A 17,991-nucleotide genomic window follows, 5' to 3' on the forward strand; every position below is an offset into this window, starting at 1 on the left:
CTTACTGGTTGTACGGACCGTAGTCGTAGTCCTCCAGCGGAACGGCCTGGCCGGAGCCCGTGCCGAACGGCGAGTAGTCGATGTCGTCGTAGCCGACGGCCGAGTACATCGCGGCCTTGGCCTCCTCGGTCGGCTCGACCCGGATGTTGCGGTAGCGGGACAGGCCCGTACCGGCCGGGATGAGCTTACCGATGATGACGTTCTCCTTGAGGCCGATCAGGGAGTCCGACTTGGCGTTGATCGCCGCGTCGGTCAGAACCCTGGTCGTCTCCTGGAAGGACGCCGCCGAAAGCCACGACTCGGTGGCGAGCGAGGCCTTGGTGATACCCATCAGCTGCGGACGGCCGGAGGCGGGGTGACCGCCCTCGGTGACCACACGACGGTTCTCGGTCTCGAACTTCGACCGCTCGACCAGCTCGCCCGGCAGCAGCTCCGCGTCGCCGGACTCGATGATCGTCACGCGGCGCAGCATCTGCCGGATGATGATCTCGATGTGCTTGTCGTGGATCGACACGCCCTGCGAGTTGTACACCTTCTGGACTTCGCCGACCAGGTGGACCTGGACCGCGCGCTGACCGAGGATGCGCAGCACGTCGTGCGGGTTGGTGGCACCCACGGTGAGCTTCTGGCCCACCTCGACGTGGTCGCCCTCGCCCACGAGCAGACGGGCACGCTTCGAGATCGGGAACGGCGTCTCGTCGCTGCCGTCGTCCGGGGTGACGACGATCTTCTTGGTCTTCTCGGTCTCCTCGATACGGATGCGGCCGGCCGCCTCCGAGATCGGGGCGACACCCTTGGGCGTACGGGCTTCGAAGAGCTCGACGACACGGGGCAGACCCTGGGTGATGTCGTCACCGGCCACACCACCGGTGTGGAAGGTACGCATCGTCAGCTGGGTACCGGGCTCACCGATGGACTGGGCGGCGATGATGCCGACCGCCTCACCGATGTCGACCAGCTTGCCGGTGGCGAGCGAGCGTCCGTAGCAGAAGGCACAGGTGCCGACCGCGGACTCACAGGTCAGGACCGAACGGGTCTTGACCTCCTCGACGCCGGCGCCCACCAGGGCGTCGATCAGGACGTCACCGAGGTCGACGTTGGCAGGCGCGATGACCTTGCCGTCGACGACGACGTCCTCGGCGAGCATGCGGGCGTAGACCGAGGTCTCGACGTCCTCCGTCTTGCGGAGCACACCGTCCGCACCCTTGACGGCGATCTTCAGCTTGAGGCCACGGTCGGTGCCGCAGTCCTCCTCGCGAATGATCACGTCCTGCGAGACGTCCACCAGACGACGGGTCAGGTAACCCGAGTCGGCGGTACGCAGGGCGGTGTCCGCCAGACCCTTACGGGCACCGTGCGTGGAGATGAAGTACTCCAGAACGGTGAGGCCCTCACGGAAGGACGCCTTGATCGGACGCGGGATGGTCTCGTTCTTGGCGTTGGACACCAGACCACGCATACCGGCGATCTGACGCATCTGCATCATGTTTCCTCGGGCACCCGAGTCAACCATCATGAAGATGGGGTTCGTCCGCGGGAAGTTCGCGTTCATCGCCTCGGCAACCTCGTTGGTCGCCTTGGTCCAGATCGCGATGAGCTCCTGCGTGCGCTCGTCCTTGGTGATCAGACCGCGCTCGTACTGCTTCTGGACCTTCTCGTCCTGAGCCTCGTAACCCGCGACGATGGCCTTCTTGGCCTCGGGCACGACGACGTCGGAGATGGCCACGGTGACACCCGAGCGGGTCGCCCAGTGGAAACCGGCCGCCTTCAGGTTGTCGAGCGTCGCCGCCACGATGACCTTGGGGTAGCGCTCGGCCAGGTCGTTGACGATCTCGGAGAGCTGCTTCTTGCCCACCGAGTAGTCGACGAACGGGTAGTCCTCGGGCAGCAGCTCGTTGAAGAGCGCGCGGCCCAGGGACGTACGCAGCCGGAACGTGTCGCCCTGCTGGTACTCCTGCTCGCCCTCCTCGGCGACCGGCGGCACCCAGCCACGCGGCGGGATGGTGCCCACCGGGAAGCGGATGTCGACCTGCGCCTGGAGCGACAGCTCGCCGGCGTCGAAGGCCATGATCGCCTCGGCCGTGGAACCGAAGGAACGGCCCTGGCCGATGACCTTGCGCTCCTCCTCGTCCGTGGTGAGGAAGAACAGGCCCAGCACCATGTCCTGGGTCGGCATGGTGACGGGACGACCGTCGGCCGGCTTCAGGATGTTGTTCGAGGACAGCATCAGGATGCGGGCCTCGGCCTGCGCCTCCGCGGAGAGCGGCAGGTGCACGGCCATCTGGTCACCGTCGAAGTCCGCGTTGAACGCGGTGCAGACGAGCGGGTGGATCTGGATGGCCTTGCCCTCGACCAGCTGCGGCTCGAAGGCCTGGATGCCGAGGCGGTGCAGGGTGGGTGCACGGTTCAGCAGCACCGGGTGCTCGGCGATGACCTCTTCGAGGACGTCGTACACCACGGTGCGGCCGCGCTCGACCATGCGCTTGGCCGACTTGATGTTCTGCGCGTGGTTCAGGTCGACCAGGCGCTTCATCACGAACGGCTTGAAGAGCTCCAGCGCCATCGCCTTCGGCAGACCGCACTGGTGCAGCTTCAGCTGCGGACCGACGACGATCACGGAACGCGCGGAGTAGTCCACACGCTTACCGAGAAGGTTCTGACGGAAACGACCCTGCTTGCCCTTGAGCATGTCGCTCAGGGACTTCAGCGGGCGGTTGCCCGGACCGGTGACCGGGCGACCACGGCGGCCGTTGTCGAACAGCGCGTCGACGGCCTCCTGCAGCATCCGCTTCTCGTTGTTCACGATGATCTCGGGGGCACCGAGGTCAAGGAGACGCTTGAGGCGGTTGTTGCGGTTGATCACACGGCGGTACAGGTCGTTCAGGTCGGAGGTCGCGAAGCGGCCACCGTCCAGCTGCACCATCGGACGCAGGTCCGGCGGGATGACCGGCACGCAGTCGAGCACCATGCCCTTGGGGCTGTTGCTGGTCTGCAGGAACGCGGAGACGACCTTGAGGCGCTTGAGCGCACGGGTCTTCTTCTGGCCCTTGCCGGTACGGATGATCTCGCGGAGGCGCTCGGCCTCCTCGTCGAGGTCGAAGGACTCCAGACGCTTCTGCAGGGCAGCGGCACCCATGGAGCCGTCGAAGTACGTGCCGAAGCGGTCACGCAGTTCGCGGTAGAGCAGCTCGTCGCCCTCGAGGTCCTGGACCTTGAGGTTCTTGAAGCGGTTCCACACCTCGTCGAGACGGTCGATCTCGCGCTGCGCACGGTCGCGCAGCTGCTTCATCTCACGCTCGGCACCTTCGCGCACCTTGCGGCGCACGTCGGCCTTGGCGCCCTCGGCCTCGAGCTCGGCCAGGTCGCTCTCGAGCTTCTTGGCGCGGGCCTCCAGGTCGGAGTCGCGACGGTTCTCGACCTGCTGACGCTCGACGGAGACGTGCGCCTCCAGCGAGGGCAGGTCACGCGTACGGCGCTCCTCGTCCACGAACGTGATCATGTACGCGGCGAAGTAGATGACCTTCTCGAGGTCCTTCGGCGCGAGATCAAGCAGGTAGCCGAGACGCGACGGGACGCCCTTGAAGTACCAGATGTGGGTGACGGGGGCGGCAAGCTCGATGTGGCCCATGCGCTCACGACGCACCTTGGCGCGCGTGACCTCCACGCCACAACGCTCACAGATGATGCCCTTGAAGCGGACACGCTTGTACTTGCCGCAGTAGCACTCCCAGTCCCGGGTCGGACCGAAGATCTTCTCGCAGAAGAGTCCGTCCTTTTCGGGCTTGAGCGTGCGGTAGTTGATGGTCTCCGGCTTCTTCACTTCGCCGTGCGACCAGGTCCGGATGTCGTCCGCGGTGGCAAGGCCGATCCGCAGCTCGTCGAAGAAGTTGACGTCGAGCACTTGTCGTCAATCCCTCTTTCGGGGTCGAGTCTCAATCAATGGTCTGAACGGGTCCGGGGCAGGGCCGGGGCCTCATGAGCGAGGCCCCGGCCAGACCCGTCAGACCTCTTCGACGCTGCTCGGCTCGCGCCGGGACAGGTCGATACCGAGCTCCTCCGCCGCGCGGAAGACGTCCTCGTCCGTGTCGCGCATCTCGATGGACATGCCGTCCGAGGAGAGCACCTCCACATTGAGGCAGAGCGACTGCATTTCCTTGATGAGCACCTTGAAGGACTCGGGGATGCCCGGCTCGGGGATGTTCTCGCCCTTGACGATGGCCTCGTAGACCTTCACGCGGCCGGTCACGTCGTCGGACTTGATCGTCAGCAGCTCCTGGAGGGCGTAAGCGGCGCCATATGCCTCCAGCGCCCACACCTCCATCTCACCGAAGCGCTGTCCACCGAACTGAGCCTTACCACCCAGCGGCTGCTGGGTGATCATGGAGTACGGACCCGTCGAGCGAGCGTGCAGCTTGTCGTCGACGAGGTGGTGGAGCTTGAGGATGTACATGTACCCGACCGAAACCGGGTCCGGGAACGGCTCACCGGAGCGGCCGTCGAACAGCTTGGCCTTGCCCGAGGGCTGGACCAGGCGGTCGCCGTCGCGGTTCGGGATCGTGGCCTCGAAGAGACCGGAGATCTCGTCCTCGCGCGCACCGTCGAAGACGGGCGTGGCGACGTTGGTGCCGGGGGCGACCTGGTCGGCGCCGATGGCCTGCAGGCGCTTGGCCCACTCGTCACCGAGGCCGGAGACGTCCCAGCCGCGGCTGGCGAGCCAGCCGAGGTGGATCTCCAGGACCTGTCCCGGGTTCATTCGGGACGGGACACCCAGCGGGTTGAGGATGATGTCGACCGGGGTGCCGTCCTCCAAGAACGGCATGTCCTCGATCGGGAGGATCTTCGAGATGACGCCCTTGTTGCCGTGACGGCCGGCGAGCTTGTCACCATCGGTGATCTTGCGCTTCTGCGCGACGTAGACGCGGACCAGCTGGTTCACGCCCGGCGGCAGCTCGTCGCCCTCTTCGCGGTCGAAGACGCGGACGCCGATGACCTTGCCGATCTCACCGTGCGGCACCTTCAGCGAGGTGTCGCGCACCTCGCGCGCCTTCTCACCGAAGATCGCGCGGAGCAGGCGCTCCTCGGGGGTCAGCTCGGTCTCACCCTTGGGCGTGACCTTGCCGACGAGGATGTCACCGGCGACGACCTCGGCACCGATACGGATGATGCCGCGCTCGTCGAGGTCGGCGAGGACCTCTTCGGAGACGTTCGGGATGTCCCGGGTGATCTCCTCCGGGCCGAGCTTGGTGTCACGGGCGTCGACCTCGTGCTCCTCGATGTGGATCGAGGAGAGGACGTCGTCCTGCACGAGGCGCTGCGACAGGATGATCGCGTCCTCGTAGTTGTGACCCTCCCACGGCATGAACGCCACGAGCAGGTTCTTGCCGAGCGCCATCTCACCGTTCTCGGTGGCCGGCCCGTCGGCGAGGACCTGGCCCTCGATGACCCGGTCGCCCTCGGAGACGACGACCTTCTGGTTGACCGAGGTGCCCTGGTTGGAGCGCGAGAACTTGGCGATGCGGTACGTGGTGTACGTGCCGTCGTCGTTGGTGACGGTGATGTAGTCCGCGGAGACCTCCTGGACGACACCGTCCTTCTCGGCCTTCAGGACGTCACCGGCGTCGGTGGCGCAGCGGTACTCCATGCCCGTGCCGACGAGCGGAGCCTCAGACTTGATCAGCGGCACCGCCTGACGCATCATGTTCGCGCCCATGAGGGCACGGTTGGCGTCGTCGTGCTCCAGGAAGGGGATCATCGCGGTGGCGACGGACACCATCTGGCGCGGCGAGACGTCCATGTAGTCGACGTCCGCGCCGGGCACGTAGTCGACCTCTCCGCCACGACGGCGGACCAGGACGCGGGGCTCGACGAAACGGAGCTCCTCGGAGAGGGTCGCGTTCGCCTGGGCGATGACGTAACGGTCTTCCTCGTCGGCCGTGATGTAGTCGACCTCGTCGGTGACCTGGCCGTCGACGACCTTGCGGTACGGCGTCTCGATGAAGCCGAACGCGTTGACACGTCCGTACGAGGCGAGCGAACCGATCAGACCGATGTTCGGACCTTCAGGGGTCTCGATCGGGCACATGCGTCCGTAGTGGGACGGGTGCACGTCACGGACCTCGAAGCCGGCCCGCTCACGGGAGAGACCACCCGGGCCGAGTGCCGACAGACGGCGCTTGTGGGTGAGACCCGACAGCGGGTTGTTCTGGTCCATGAACTGCGACAGCTGGCTGGTGCCGAAGAACTCCTTGATGGAGGCGACGACCGGCCGGATGTTGATCAGGGTCTGCGGCGTGATCGCCTCGACGTCCTGGGTCGTCATGCGCTCACGCACGACGCGCTCCATACGGGCGAGACCCGTACGGACCTGGTTCTGGATGAGCTCGCCGACGTTGCGCAGACGACGGTTGCCGAAGTGGTCGATGTCGTCGGTCTCGACGACGATCGTCCGGCCGGACTCGCCGACCGTCTCGGTCTCCCCGGCGTGCAGCTTGACCAGGTACTTGATGGTCGCGATGACGTCGTCGGTGGTGAGCACCCCGGCGTCCAGCGGCTCGTCCGCGCCGAGCTTCTTGTTCACCTTGTAGCGTCCGACCTTCGCGAGGTCGTAGCGCTTCGGGTTGAAGTAGAGGTTCTCGAGCAGCGTCTGAGCAGCCTCGCGGGTGGGCGGCTCGCCCGGGCGCAGCTTGCGGTAGATGTCGAGCAGCGCGTCGTCCTGGCCCTGGGTGTGGTCCTTCTCCAGGGTGGCGCGCATGGACTCGTACTCGCCGAACTCCTCGAGGATCTGCTCGGTGGTCCAACCGAGAGCCTTCAGGAGAACGGTCACGGACTGCTTGCGCTTGCGGTCGATGCGGACACCGACCATGTCGCGCTTGTCGATCTCCATCTCGAGCCAGGCACCCCGGGACGGGATGATCTTGGCGGAGAAGATGTCCTTGTCGGACGTCTTGTCGATGGAGGAGTCGAAGTAGACACCCGGCGAGCGGACGAGCTGCGACACGACGACACGCTCGGTGCCGTTGATGACGAAGGTGCCCTTGTTGGTCATGAGCGGGAAGTCGCCCATGAAGACCGTCTGGGACTTGATCTCGCCGGTCTCGTTGTTGGTGAACTCGGCCGTGACGAAGAGCGGGGCGGCGAACGTGAAGTCGCGCTCCTTGCACTCGTCGATCGAGTTCTTCGGGGGCTCGAAGCGGTGGTCGCGGAACGTAAGCGACATCGACCCGGAGAAGTCCTCGATCGGTGAAATCTCCTCGAAGATTTCCTCCAGGCCGGACTTGGTGGGGACGTCTTGTCCACTGTCCAGAGCAGCCTCGACGCGAGCCTTCCAGGCGGCATTGCCGAGGAGCCAGTCAAAGCTCTCGGTCTGCAGCGCGAGGAGGTTCGGAACCTCGAGGGGCTCCTTGATCTTTGCAAAAGAGATGCGCAGCGGGGCGGTGCTGGCACCGTTGTTCGTATTCGCGGTCGAGGCGTTGCGCGAGGCGGCCAAGAGGGGGTCCTTCCGAGGGCTCGGACTCACTACGCGCGTACCGGTCCCAAGTTGGACACGGAGACAGAAATCCCAGGTCAGGGAGGATCGGTCATCGGTGCTCAAGCGTGGGCATGCCCCTGGTGACGGGCAGGAGGCAGCTAACAGGCAGCGCAAAGGGTCAGTGTAGCCAAACGGCACACTGATGTCCAGTCCGGGTTCTCAGAGACCCTTGTAGCTCGCAACAGCTGTTCTCAACACCTATGAATCGCCCTCGCGCGGAACGCGCTCTTCTTTACTGCCCTCTTCGTCACCGATCCATGCCTCGGATTCGGATCGATGTGACGACGCGTCCTGAGAATTGCGCGCCACGTGCGGTTCGTCAAGGCCCCCCCCTGCCAGGACAGGGCCCCCGAGACCGTCACCCGCAGCCCCTCGGCATCGGCCGACAGCCCCGAGAGGCGTACGGCGATGATCACCATACTCGTCAACCACGGAAGAGCAAGGCAACCGTCTCGGGTACGCCGAAGGGCGACCACCCGGATGGGTGGTCGCCCTTCGTGATGTGACGTCCGTGCCGTGCGGCACGGGCCGTCAGAAGGAGTCAGCAGACTCCCTGAGTCACTTGACCTCGACGGAAGCGCCGGCGGCCTTGAGGGACTCGGCAGCCTTGTCGGCGGCCTCCTTGGCGACCTTCTCGAGGACCGGCTTCGGGGTGCCGTCGACGAGGTCCTTGGCCTCCTTCAGACCCAGCGAGGTCAGCTCACGCACGACCTTGATGACCTGGATCTTCTTCTCGCCGGCGCCGGTGAGGATGACGTCGAACTCGTCCTTCTCCTCAGCAGCCTCGACCGGGGCGCCGGGGGCACCCGGGGCGGCAACGGCGACCGCGGCGGCGGCGGTGACGTCGAACTTCTCCTCGAAGGCCTTCACGAACTCGGAGAGCTCGATGAGGGTCATCTCTTCGAACTGCGCGAGCAGGTCGTCCTGGGACAGCTTCGCCATGATGGCGTCCTTCCACTAATTCGGCAGGTGCCGGATGTACATGTAGGCGGGCGTACGTTCGGCCCGCTGCGACCGTCTCCCTAGTGGGCGACGATCATTGCGCGAGCCGAATTACTCGGCACCGCCCTGCTCTTCGAGCTTGACGCGAAGCGCCTCCGCGGTGCGGACGAACTTCGACGGCAGCGCCTGGAAGAGCGAGGCAGCCTGAGACTGCTTGCCCTTGAAGGCACCGGCCAGCTTGCTGAGCAGAACCTCGCGGGACTCGAGGTCCGCAAGCTTCTTGATCTCATCGGCGGACAGCGCCTTGCCATCAAGGACACCGCCCTTGATGATCAGGTTCGGGTTCTCCTTGGCGAAGTCACGAAGACCCTTCGCCGACTCCACCGGGTCACCGGTGATGAAGGCAACCGCCGTCGGACCAGTGAACTGGTCGTCCAGCGAAGTGATCCCGGCCTCGTTGGCCGCAATCTTGGTCAGCGTGTTCTTCACCACGGCGTACTGGGCGTTCTCACCGAGCGAACGGCGCAGCTGCTTGAGCTGTGCCACGGTGAGACCCCGGTACTCGGTCAGCACGGCGGCGTTCGAGCTGCGGAACTGGTCCGCGAGCTCGGCTACCGCGGCAGCCTTGTCGGGCCTTGCCATGAGCGTCGGCCTCCTTCCGGGTGATGAGGACCGCTCAGAAGGGGCCGGGAAAGACGAAACGCCCCGGCGCAGGCGCCAGGGCGTAGCTCGACCGAACGAAGTCCGGGAGCTTTCCACAGTCACCTGCGCAGGTCGCCCGCACTCAACGGATCCTTCGGTCACTGCCCCCTCTTGCGAGAGCGCAGCAACGACCAGCGGTCTTTGGCTTCTGGAGGAGAGTACGCGACCGGGGTCGCGCCAAGCAAATCCGCCCCGGTTCGGGCGGTGCGGGAGGTTTAGGACGCGCTGGCGGTGCCGCCCTGCTGCTGTTCCACGAGCTTCTGGAAGTCGACCGTGCCGGCGGCAGGAGGCTCCTCGACCGTGGCCTGGGTGCCGTACCGGCGTCGAGCCGGGAGCCTTTTCGCGGTCGGCCTGTCGGCGTCGGCCGTCCCGGGGTAGTGCGTGGTGGCGACGCCCCGTACGCCCCCTGGCGGATACGAGGACGGGCCCCGCACCTCGAAAGGTTGCGGGGCCCGTCGGTGTCACACGTGACACGGCTGTCGTGCGAGCGCGGAGGCTCAGACGGCGGCCGGGTCCTCCTCGACGAGGAGGTTACGGGTGCGGTTGGCGTCCAGCGGGATGCCGGGGCCCATCGTGGTGGCCAGTGCGGCCTTCTTGATGTAGCGGCCCTTGGCGGCGGACGGCTTCAGACGGAGGATCTCCTCCAGCGCCGCGGCGTAGTTCTCGACCAGCTTCGTCTCGTCGAAGGAGACCTTGCCGATGATGAAGTGCAGGTTCGAGTGCTTGTCGACGCGGAACTCGATCTTGCCGCCCTTGATGTCGTTGACAGCCTTCGCGACATCGGGGGTGACGGTGCCGGTCTTCGGGTTCGGCATCAGACCACGCGGACCGAGCACCCGGCCGAGGCGGCCGACCTTGCCCATGAGGTCCGGGGTGGCGACGACGGCGTCGAAGTCCAGACGGCCCTTCGCCACCTCGTCGATGAGCTCGTCGGCGCCGACGATGTCGGCGCCCGCGGCTTCCGCGGCCGCAGCACGGTCACCGGTCGCGAAGACCAGGACCCGGGCGGTCTTGCCGGTGCCGTGCGGGAGGTTCACGGTGCCACGGACCATCTGGTCGGCCTTGCGAGGGTCAACACCCAGGCGGAAGGCGACCTCGACGGTGCCGTCGAACTTGGTGGTCGCGGTCTCCTTGGCGAGACGGACAGCCTCGAGCGGGGCGTAGACGCGCTCCCGGTCGATCTTGGCGTCCGCAGCGCGGAGGTTCTTGCTGCGCTTCACTTCTTGCTCCTGTGGTTTCAGGTGTGGAGGCGTGGTACGGGCCAGCGCTTGGCCCTGCCACTGAAGGACTACGGGGCTGATCAGCCCTCGACCGTGATGCCCATCGAACGGGCGGTGCCGGCGATGATCTTCGACGCGGCGTCCAGGTCGTTGGCGTTCAGGTCGGGCAGCTTGACCGTGGCGATCTCGCGGACCTGGGCGCTCGTGAGCTTCGCGACCTTGGTCTTGTGCGGCTCGCCGGAGCCCTTGTCCACACCCGCGGCCTTGAGGATGAGCTTGGCGGCCGGCGGGGTCTTCGTCACGAAGGTGAAGGAGCGGTCCTCGTAGACCGTGATCTCCACCGGCACGACCATGCCACGCTGCGACTCGGTCGCGGCGTTGTAGGCCTTGCAGAACTCCATGATGTTGACGCCGTGCTGGCCGAGCGCGGGGCCGACCGGCGGGGCCGGGTTGGCCGCTCCGGCGTTGATCTGGAGCTTGATAAGCCCCGTGACCTTCTTCTTCTTGGGAGGCATTGCTCTCTCCGGGTCCTAGTGAGAGTTTTTCGCCGTCATCCGGTCATCCGGATGCAGGCATACCGCACAACGATAACGGGTATAGCTGCGCGACCAAAAACCGAGCAGGTCAGAGAAGCTGCGAAGCCTCTCTGACCTGCTCGGTAGGCATGTGTCCAGGAGTCGGCGGAAACCGCTAGTTCTTCTGGATCTGGTCGAAGCTGAGCTCGACCGGGGTCTCGCGGCCGAAGATCTCGACGAGACCCTTGACCTTCTTCGAGTCGGCGTTGATCTCGTTGATCGTCGCCTGCAGCGTCGCGAACGGGCCGTCGGTGACGGTGACCGAGTCGCCCACCTCGAAGTCCAGCACCTGGACCTCGACCTTGCGGGACGGAACCGGCTTGCCCTCGGCCTCCGCGGCCTCGCGGGCGGCCTTCTCCTCGGCCTCCGGGGCGAGCATCTTGACGATCTCGTCCAGGGTCAGCGGGTACGGGTCGTAGGCGTTGCCCACGAAGCCGGTGACTCCGGGCGTGTTGCGGACGACGCCCCAGGACTCGTTCGTCAGGTCCATGCGCACCAGGACGTAACCCGGGAGCTTGTTCTGACGGACGTTCTTCCGCTCGCCGTTCTTGATCTGGACGATCTCTTCCTCGGGCACCTCGGCCTGGTAGATGAACTCCTCGACGTTGAGCGAGACGGCGCGCTGCTCCAGGTTGGCCTTCACACGCTTCTCGTAACCGGCGTAGGTGTGGATGACGTACCACTCACCGGGGAGACCGCGGAGCTCGTCACGGAGCGCGGTGACGGCGTCGACGGGAGCGGCCGGCTCGGCCTCTTCCTCGGCCTCCTCGTCGCTCTCGGACGCGCTGTCCTCGGCCTCCTCGGAGTCGGTCTCGTCCTCGGAGCCGTCCTCGTCCTCGACGCGCACGGCGGCCTGCTCGGCGGGCTCGCCCGCGGCAGCGTCGTCGGCTTCGGCCTGGTCCGGCTCCACAGCGTCCGCCGCCTCGACGATCTCGAACTCGTCCTCGGCGGACTCGACGTCGCCCGCCGTCGCGTCGACGGCGTCGTTCAGGTTCGGGTCAGACACGGTGGCTGCTTCTTCCTGGATACAAATGGGTGGAACATGCGAAAGGGGCGCCCTTGGGGCGCCCTCCGCGGGATCAGCCGAAGACGTACTTGATGACCCGCTGGAATCCGAAGTCAATCACGGTAACAAGACCGATCATGACGACGACGAAGACAATCACCACGGATGTGTACGTCGTGAGCTGGTTGCGAGTCGGCCAGACAACCTTGCGCAACTCGGCGATGATCTGGCGGTAGAACAGCGCGAGACGGCCCAGGGGGCCCTTCTTGCCGCGCTTGCCGCCCTTCCGAGTCTTCTTCTTCGACTCGGGCACTTCATCCTCAGCATCAGGCATGTCGATGGAGCCCACGGCGTCCGTCACGCTACTCACCTGATTCCGGGTCATGGCCGTGCCGCGCCCGGTGGAGCCGCACGGCGGTGCATTGAAGTACGTACATGCGCACACATCCTGGCGAAGGAGTGTGTAGCAGGGCCGGAGGGACTTGAACCCCCAACCGCTGGTTTTGGAGACCAGTGCTCTACCAATTGAGCTACGACCCTTTGTGGTTTCCACCAACCTACCGCATCTTTCCCCTACCTCGGGTGCAGCAACGGTGCGGCTGGTGAAGGCCAACGACAGGTGAGTGTACGTGCTCAGCGGCCTGGCGTCGAACAGACAGCTCCCGACAACTCGTGGCCGCATGTTGTCCGCATGCTGTCCGAGTCCTGTCCGGTCCCTGAAACCCGTGTGCCTGCCGGGATCGGGGTCTGGAACGATGGGGCCCATGAGCGCTGCCACTTCCCCCTCCGAGCGCCGGGTCTCCGCCCGCATCGGTGCAATCTCCGAGTCCGCCACCCTCGCCGTCGACGCCAAGGCCAAGGCCCTCAAGGCCGCCGGCCGCCCGGTGATCGGCTTCGGTGCCGGCGAGCCCGACTTCCCGACCCCCGGCTACATCGTCGACGCCGCGGTCGAGGCCTGCCGCAACCCGAAGTACCACCGCTACACCCCCGCCGGCGGGCTCCCCGAGCTCAAGGCCGCCATTGCGGAGAAGACGCTGCGCGACTCCGGTTACGAGGTCGACGCCTCCCAGATCCTGGTGACCAACGGCGGCAAGCAGGCCATCTACGAGGCGTTCGCCGCGATCCTCGACCCGGGCGACGAGGTCATCGTCCCGGCGCCGTACTGGACCACCTACCCCGAGTCGATCCGTCTCGCCGGCGGTGTCCCGGTCGAGGTCGTGGCCGACGAGACCACCGGCTACCGGGTCTCCGTCGAGCAGCTGGAGGCGGCGCGCACCGAGCGCACGAAGGTCGTCCTGTTCGTCTCCCCGTCGAACCCGACCGGTGCGGTGTACAGCGAGGCCGACGCCAAGGCGATCGGCGAGTGGGCCGTCGAGCACGGCCTGTGGGTGCTGACCGACGAGATCTACGAGCACCTGGTCTACGGCACCGCGAAGTTCACCTCGCTGCCGGCGCTCGTGCCCGCCCTGCGCGAGAAGTGCATCGTGGTCAACGGTGTCGCCAAGACGTACGCGATGACCGGCTGGCGCGTGGGCTGGCTCATCGGCCCGAAGGACGTCGTCAAGGCCGCGACCAACCTGCAGTCGCACGCCACGTCCAACGTCTCCAACGTCGCTCAGATCGCCGCGCTGGCCGCCGTCTCCGGGAACCTGGACGCGGTCGCCGAGATGCGGACCGCCTTCGACCGCCGTCGGCAGACCATCGTGCGGATGCTGAACGAGATCGACGGCGTGCTGTGCCCGGAGCCCGAGGGCGCGTTCTACGCCTACCCGTCGGTGAAGGCACTGCTCGGCAAGGAGATCCGCGGCAAGCGCCCGGCCACCTCGGTCGAGCTGGCGGCACTGATCCTGGACGAGGCCGAGGTCGCGGTCGTTCCGGGCGAGGCCTTCGGCACCCCGGGCTACCTGCGGCTGTCGTACGCGCTGGGCGACGAGGACCTCGTCGAGGGCGTGTCGCGGCTCCAGAAGCTGCTGGGCGAGGCGAAGGACTGACCGTCCCGGATCCCGTCCCTGTGACCCCCGGCCGCGGCCGGGGGTCATTTTTTTGTTCGGGGATCGACTCGATGAGGAATCCGGCTACCGCGAGGACCCGCCGGTGCGGCAGGATCTTCGAATGGAGCGTGATGTACGGCTGTTGCCCAAGGCCCATCTGCATTTGCATTTCACCGGGTCGATGCGGCCCACGACACTGCTCGAACTCGCCGACAAGTACGGCGTACGCCTGCCGGAGGCACTGACCGGCGGCGAACCGCCCCAGCTGCGGGCCACCGACGAGCGCGGCTGGTTCCGCTTCCAGCGGCTCTACGACATCGCCCGGTCCTGTCTGCGGGCGCCGGAGGACATCCAGCGGCTGGTGCGCGAGACGGCCCAGGAGGACGTCGCCGACGGCTCCGGCTGGCTGGAGATCCAGGTCGACCCCACCTCGTACGCCCCGCTGCTCGGTGGGCTGATCCCGGCGATCGAGATCATTCTGGACGCGGTGGACGCCGCCGCCCGTGAGACCGGCCTCGGGATGCGGGTGGTGATCGCCGCGAACCGGATGAAGCACCCGCTGGACGCGCGGACTCTGGCACGGCTCGCGGTCCGCTACGCGCACCGGGGCGTCGTCGGTTTCGGGCTCTCCAACGACGAGCGGCGCGGAATGGCGCGCGACTTCGACCGGGCCTTCGCCATCGCCAGGGAGGGCGGCCTGCTGGCAGCCCCGCACGGCGGGGAGCTGGCCGGCCCGTCGAGCGTGCGGGACTGCGTGGACGACCTCTACGCGGCCCGGATCGGCCACGGCGTACGGGCCGCCGAGGACCCGCGGCTGCTGCGCAGGCTGGCGGAGCGCGGGGTGACCTGCGAGGTGTGCCCTGCGTCGAACGTGGCACTGGGCGTCTACGAGAAGCCGTCGGACGTACCCTTGCGCACTCTGTTCGAGGCCGGGGTGCCGATGGCGCTCGGCGCGGACGACCCACTGCTCTTCGGCTCCCGGCTGGCCGCGCAGTACGAACTCGTACGCCGCCACCACGCGTTCACGGACGAGGAGCTGGCGGAGCTGGCGCGGCAGTCGGTACGGGGGTCGGCGGCGCCGTCCGACGTACGGGAGCGGCTCCTCGGCGGGATCGACGACTGGCTGGCGAAGCCGGCCTGACAGCACGACGGCCGGGAAGAAGGCGGGATCACCCCGGGACCCGGCCGGCATTTTCGTGGGGACCGATGCCGGGCGCGCCGCCCTGGAGCCGGCGGGGCAGGGCACTCGCACAGCCGACGCGGCCGGTGGGGTCACGGACGAGGCCTGGGCGAATGCCGCCAAGCACTACGCCGAGGACCAGCTCGCGGCCCTGGTGTGCGCCATAGCCCTCGTCAACGCCTCCAACCGCGGGAACGTCATGGTCCAGCAGCCCGCCGGCGACTGTCGGCCCGGCCGGTTCGCCCGCAGGGATGACGGGACAGCCCTCACGCGCCGATTCCGTGCAGCACCGTCCGGGCCACGGATGCGGCGAACTCGTCGAGTGACTGCGGCGGGCGGCCCTCGTCCGTCGCGTCGTAGGCGAACGCGCGCTGGACGCAGGCGCCGAGCAGCAGCGACGCGGCGGCATAGGTGTCGGCGCCGGGCCGGACACGACCCGCGGACTGCTCGCTGCGGAGGTAGGCGGCGACGCCCTGGATCGGCATGTGCGGGCCGGTGCCGAGCTCGCGCATGGCCGCGTCGTGGCGGCTCTTGAGCCGCGGCTCGGCGTAGAGGGACGCGGCGATCGGGAAGCTCTGGGCGTAGAAGAGCGCGGCCTCGCGGGCGATCTCGGTGAGGTTCTCCTCGACCGTCCGCTCCCCCGCCGCCGGGTCGGCGGTCAGCCGCCGCAGGAGCGGGTTGAGCTTCGGCAACCGCTCCTTGAGGACAGCCACGAACAGCTCCTCCTTGCTGGGGAAGTGCTTGTAGAGGGCCGCCTCCGAACAGCCCGCGGCCCGGGCGATTTCCTTGGTGGTGGCCCGGGCCAGGCCGATGGTGAGCATCAGCTGGTGGGCGGCGTCGATGATGCGGACGCGGGCCGGCTTCTGCTCCATGTGCACTCCAATGAGGCTTGACGCGTGGTGAGTATCCACTCACTCTAGAGGTGAGTGAATACTTACCCACCCGGGGAGGGTGCGCGATGAGACTCACGGTGTTCGGCGCGACGGGCGGCATCGGCCAGGAGATCGTCCGCCAGGCGGTGGCCGCGGGCCATGACGTGACGGCAGTGGTCCGCGATCCGGCACGGCTGCCGGTCCCGCTCTCCGACGTCACGGTCCATACAGCGGCGCGGATCGACGATCCGGAGGCGCTGCGCGAAGCGGTCGCCGGGCGGGACGCGGTGCTCTCCGGACTCGGCTCGCGCGGCCGGAAGGCCGACGGGATCGCCGAACGGCTCACCGGCTCGGTGCTGCGGGCGATGGAGGCGGAGGGGACGCGGCGGCTGCTCGTGGTGAGCGCGGCCCCGGTCGCACCGAAACCCGCGGACGATCCGTTGCCGGACCGGATGATGCTGAAGGCGATCGGGGCGATTCTCAAGGAGGTCTATGCCGACCTCACGCTGATGGAGGCCGCACTGGCCCGCAGCGCGACGGACTGGACGTCTGTCCGGCCGCCGAAGCTCACCAACGGTCCGCTGACCGGGACGTACCGGACGGTCTACGGCAGCAATCCGCGCAGCGGCCGGTCCATCTCGCGGGCCGATGTGGCGCACGCGATGCTGGCGCTGATCGACGATCCGGCGGCGGTGAAGCAGGGCGTGGGTGTGGCGTACTGACACCACACCCGCGTCAGAGGGTGACGCCGACCGTCACCGGTTCGTTGACGAGCGTGACGCCGAAGGCGTCGTGAACGCCCGCGACGACCTCGCGGGCGAGCGCGAGCAGGTCCTCGGTGGTCGCCCCGCCGCGGTTGGTGAGGGCGAGCGTGTGCTTGGTGGAGATGCGGGCGGGCCCGGATCCGTACCCCTTGGTGAAACCGGCCCGGTCGATGAGCCAGGCCGCCGAGGTCTTGGTGCGTCCCCCGTCCGTGGGGAAGGCGGGGGGCGTCACCTCGGGGCCGAGCCGGTCCTTGGCACGGGCGAGGAACGCCTCGTACTGCGCACCGTCGAGGATCGGGTTGGTGAAGAAGGACCCCGCCGACCAGGTGTCGTGGTCCTCCGGGTCGAGCACCATGCCCTTGCCGGCCCGGAGCCGCAGCACGGTCTCACAGGCGGCCGCCGCGGGCACCCGGTCGCCCTGTTCGACCCCCATGGCACGGGCCGTTTCGGCGTACTTGATGGGCGCGGAGAGACCGCCCGCGTCTTCCAGCTCGAAACGGACACGCAGCACCACGAAGCGGTCGGGTTCGGCCTTGAAGCGGCTGTGGCGGTACGAGAATGCGCACTCGGCATTCGGGATGGTGACCGTTTCGCGGGTGTACCGGTCGTAGGCGACGACCTCCGTGATGGTCGACGCGACCTCCTGGCCGTAGGCACCGACGTTCTGGATCGGCGTCGCACCTGCCGAGCCGGGGATTCCGGCCAGGCACTCGATGCCCGCGAGACCGGCTTCGACCGTGCGGGCGACGGCGTCAGTCCAGATCTCTCCGGCAGCCAGTTCCAGCGTCGTACCGGAGAGCGCGAAGCCCTTGGTCGCGATGCGCAGGGCGGTGCCGTCGAAGCCCTTGTCGCCGATGACCAGGTTGCTGCCGCCACCGACGACGAGGAGCGGAGTGCCGTCCTCGTCGGCCTCACGCACGGCTGCGACCACCTCGGCGTCCGTCGTTGCCGTGAGGAGGCGGGCCGCGGGGCCGCCGAGCCGGAAGGTGGTCAGGGGGGCGAGGGGGGCATCGTGGAGTTCCTGCACGGGGACAAGAGTACGGTCCGCGGCGCCACCGCTCCGGCGGGGCTACGGACCGTGCGCAAAGGGCAGCCGGGCCGGACCGGACCGGGCCACGGATCAGACATCCCATGCCGTTTGACGTCAAGTGGCATGGGGGTGTGCGTGGTGTGACCAGGCGGTCGCTTCGTCGTAGGGGGTGCGGGTCTTG

At 67.4% G+C, this 17,991-nt stretch carries 14 protein-coding genes, 1 tRNA gene and 1 pseudogene; 4 read left to right on the top strand and 12 right to left on the bottom strand.

Going from position 1 to position 17,991, the window contains the following annotated elements:
* Position 1: 1 nt before the first annotated feature.
* The 10 genes from ACFU8W_RS43340 to ACFU8W_RS43385 form a co-directional block, all read right to left on the bottom strand.
* Positions 2-3,901, bottom strand: a complete 3,900-nt coding sequence (locus ACFU8W_RS43340) for a DNA-directed RNA polymerase subunit beta' (RefSeq protein WP_345514956.1) — start codon at positions 3,899-3,901, stop codon at positions 2-4.
* Between the two features lie 99 nt (positions 3,902-4,000).
* Positions 4,001-7,486 (bottom strand): DNA-directed RNA polymerase subunit beta, encoded by a 3,486-nt coding sequence (rpoB, locus tag ACFU8W_RS43345; RefSeq protein ID WP_345514955.1) that lies wholly within the window; start codon positions 7,484-7,486, stop codon positions 4,001-4,003.
* A 600-nt stretch (positions 7,487-8,086) separates the two neighbouring features.
* Positions 8,087-8,470, bottom strand: a complete 384-nt coding sequence (gene rplL, locus ACFU8W_RS43350) for a 50S ribosomal protein L7/L12 (protein WP_345514954.1) — start codon at positions 8,468-8,470, stop codon at positions 8,087-8,089.
* 111 nt (positions 8,471-8,581) lie between these two features.
* Positions 8,582-9,112 carry a 50S ribosomal protein L10 gene (gene rplJ, locus ACFU8W_RS43355; protein WP_345514953.1) on the bottom strand — a complete coding sequence of 177 codons (531 nt, stop codon included), beginning with the start codon at positions 9,110-9,112 and terminating at the stop codon, positions 8,582-8,584.
* Between the two features lie 275 nt (positions 9,113-9,387).
* On the bottom strand, positions 9,388-9,606 hold the full coding sequence (locus ACFU8W_RS43360) for a hypothetical protein (RefSeq protein ID WP_384050105.1): 219 nt from the start codon (positions 9,604-9,606) through the stop codon (positions 9,388-9,390).
* 63 nt (positions 9,607-9,669) lie between these two features.
* The gene (gene rplA / locus ACFU8W_RS43365) at positions 9,670-10,392 is read right to left on the bottom strand and encodes a 50S ribosomal protein L1 (protein WP_345514952.1); all 723 of its coding nucleotides are present in this window, start codon (positions 10,390-10,392) and stop codon (positions 9,670-9,672) included.
* An 80-nt stretch (positions 10,393-10,472) separates the two neighbouring features.
* On the bottom strand, positions 10,473-10,907 hold the full coding sequence (gene rplK / locus ACFU8W_RS43370; protein WP_030914099.1) for a 50S ribosomal protein L11: 435 nt from the start codon (positions 10,905-10,907) through the stop codon (positions 10,473-10,475).
* A gap of 175 nt (positions 10,908-11,082) precedes the next feature.
* On the bottom strand, positions 11,083-11,973 hold the full coding sequence (nusG, locus tag ACFU8W_RS43375) for a transcription termination/antitermination protein NusG (protein ID WP_384050109.1): 891 nt from the start codon (positions 11,971-11,973) through the stop codon (positions 11,083-11,085).
* 73 nt (positions 11,974-12,046) lie between these two features.
* A complete protein-coding gene (gene secE, locus ACFU8W_RS43380) occupies positions 12,047-12,334 on the bottom strand; it encodes a preprotein translocase subunit SecE (protein WP_037687986.1) in 288 nt (95 codons plus the stop codon).
* A gap of 106 nt (positions 12,335-12,440) precedes the next feature.
* A tRNA-Trp gene (locus ACFU8W_RS43385) sits at positions 12,441-12,513 on the bottom strand.
* Positions 12,514-12,737: 224 nt separating this feature from the next.
* Between ACFU8W_RS43385 and ACFU8W_RS43390 the strand changes: the two genes are divergently transcribed.
* From ACFU8W_RS43390 to ACFU8W_RS43400, 3 genes and pseudogenes are all read left to right on the top strand, one after another.
* The gene (locus tag ACFU8W_RS43390) at positions 12,738-13,964 is read left to right on the top strand and encodes a pyridoxal phosphate-dependent aminotransferase (RefSeq protein ID WP_266982621.1); all 1,227 of its coding nucleotides are present in this window, start codon (positions 12,738-12,740) and stop codon (positions 13,962-13,964) included.
* Between the two features lie 121 nt (positions 13,965-14,085).
* Positions 14,086-15,105, top strand: a complete 1,020-nt coding sequence (locus ACFU8W_RS43395) for an adenosine deaminase (protein WP_266982623.1) — start codon at positions 14,086-14,088, stop codon at positions 15,103-15,105.
* A gap of 55 nt (positions 15,106-15,160) precedes the next feature.
* Positions 15,161-15,385 (top strand): annotated as a pseudogene (locus ACFU8W_RS43400) (carboxymuconolactone decarboxylase family protein); the annotation flags it as partial.
* 25 nt (positions 15,386-15,410) lie between these two features.
* Here the strand turns inward: ACFU8W_RS43400 and ACFU8W_RS43405 are convergent.
* Positions 15,411-16,016, bottom strand: coding sequence for a helix-turn-helix domain-containing protein (locus ACFU8W_RS43405; protein WP_345514945.1), 606 nt, complete (start codon positions 16,014-16,016; stop codon positions 15,411-15,413).
* 86 nt (positions 16,017-16,102) lie between these two features.
* Between ACFU8W_RS43405 and ACFU8W_RS43410 the strand changes: the two genes are divergently transcribed.
* Complete coding sequence (locus ACFU8W_RS43410) at positions 16,103-16,738, top strand: NAD(P)-dependent oxidoreductase (protein WP_384050114.1); 636 nt, start codon at positions 16,103-16,105, stop codon at positions 16,736-16,738.
* A 13-nt stretch (positions 16,739-16,751) separates the two neighbouring features.
* Here the strand turns inward: ACFU8W_RS43410 and ACFU8W_RS43415 are convergent, their stop codons facing one another.
* Positions 16,752-17,807: a UDP-N-acetylmuramate dehydrogenase gene (locus ACFU8W_RS43415; protein WP_384050117.1), complete on the bottom strand. Its 1,056-nt coding sequence runs from the start codon at positions 17,805-17,807 to the stop codon at positions 16,752-16,754.
* Positions 17,808-17,991: the final 184 nt, after the last annotated feature.

Origin of the sequence: Streptomyces sp. NPDC057565, from assembly GCF_042801455.1 — a bacterium.
In the GTDB taxonomy this organism is placed as follows: Bacteria; Actinomycetota; Actinomycetes; order Streptomycetales; family Streptomycetaceae; genus Streptomyces; species Streptomyces yanii.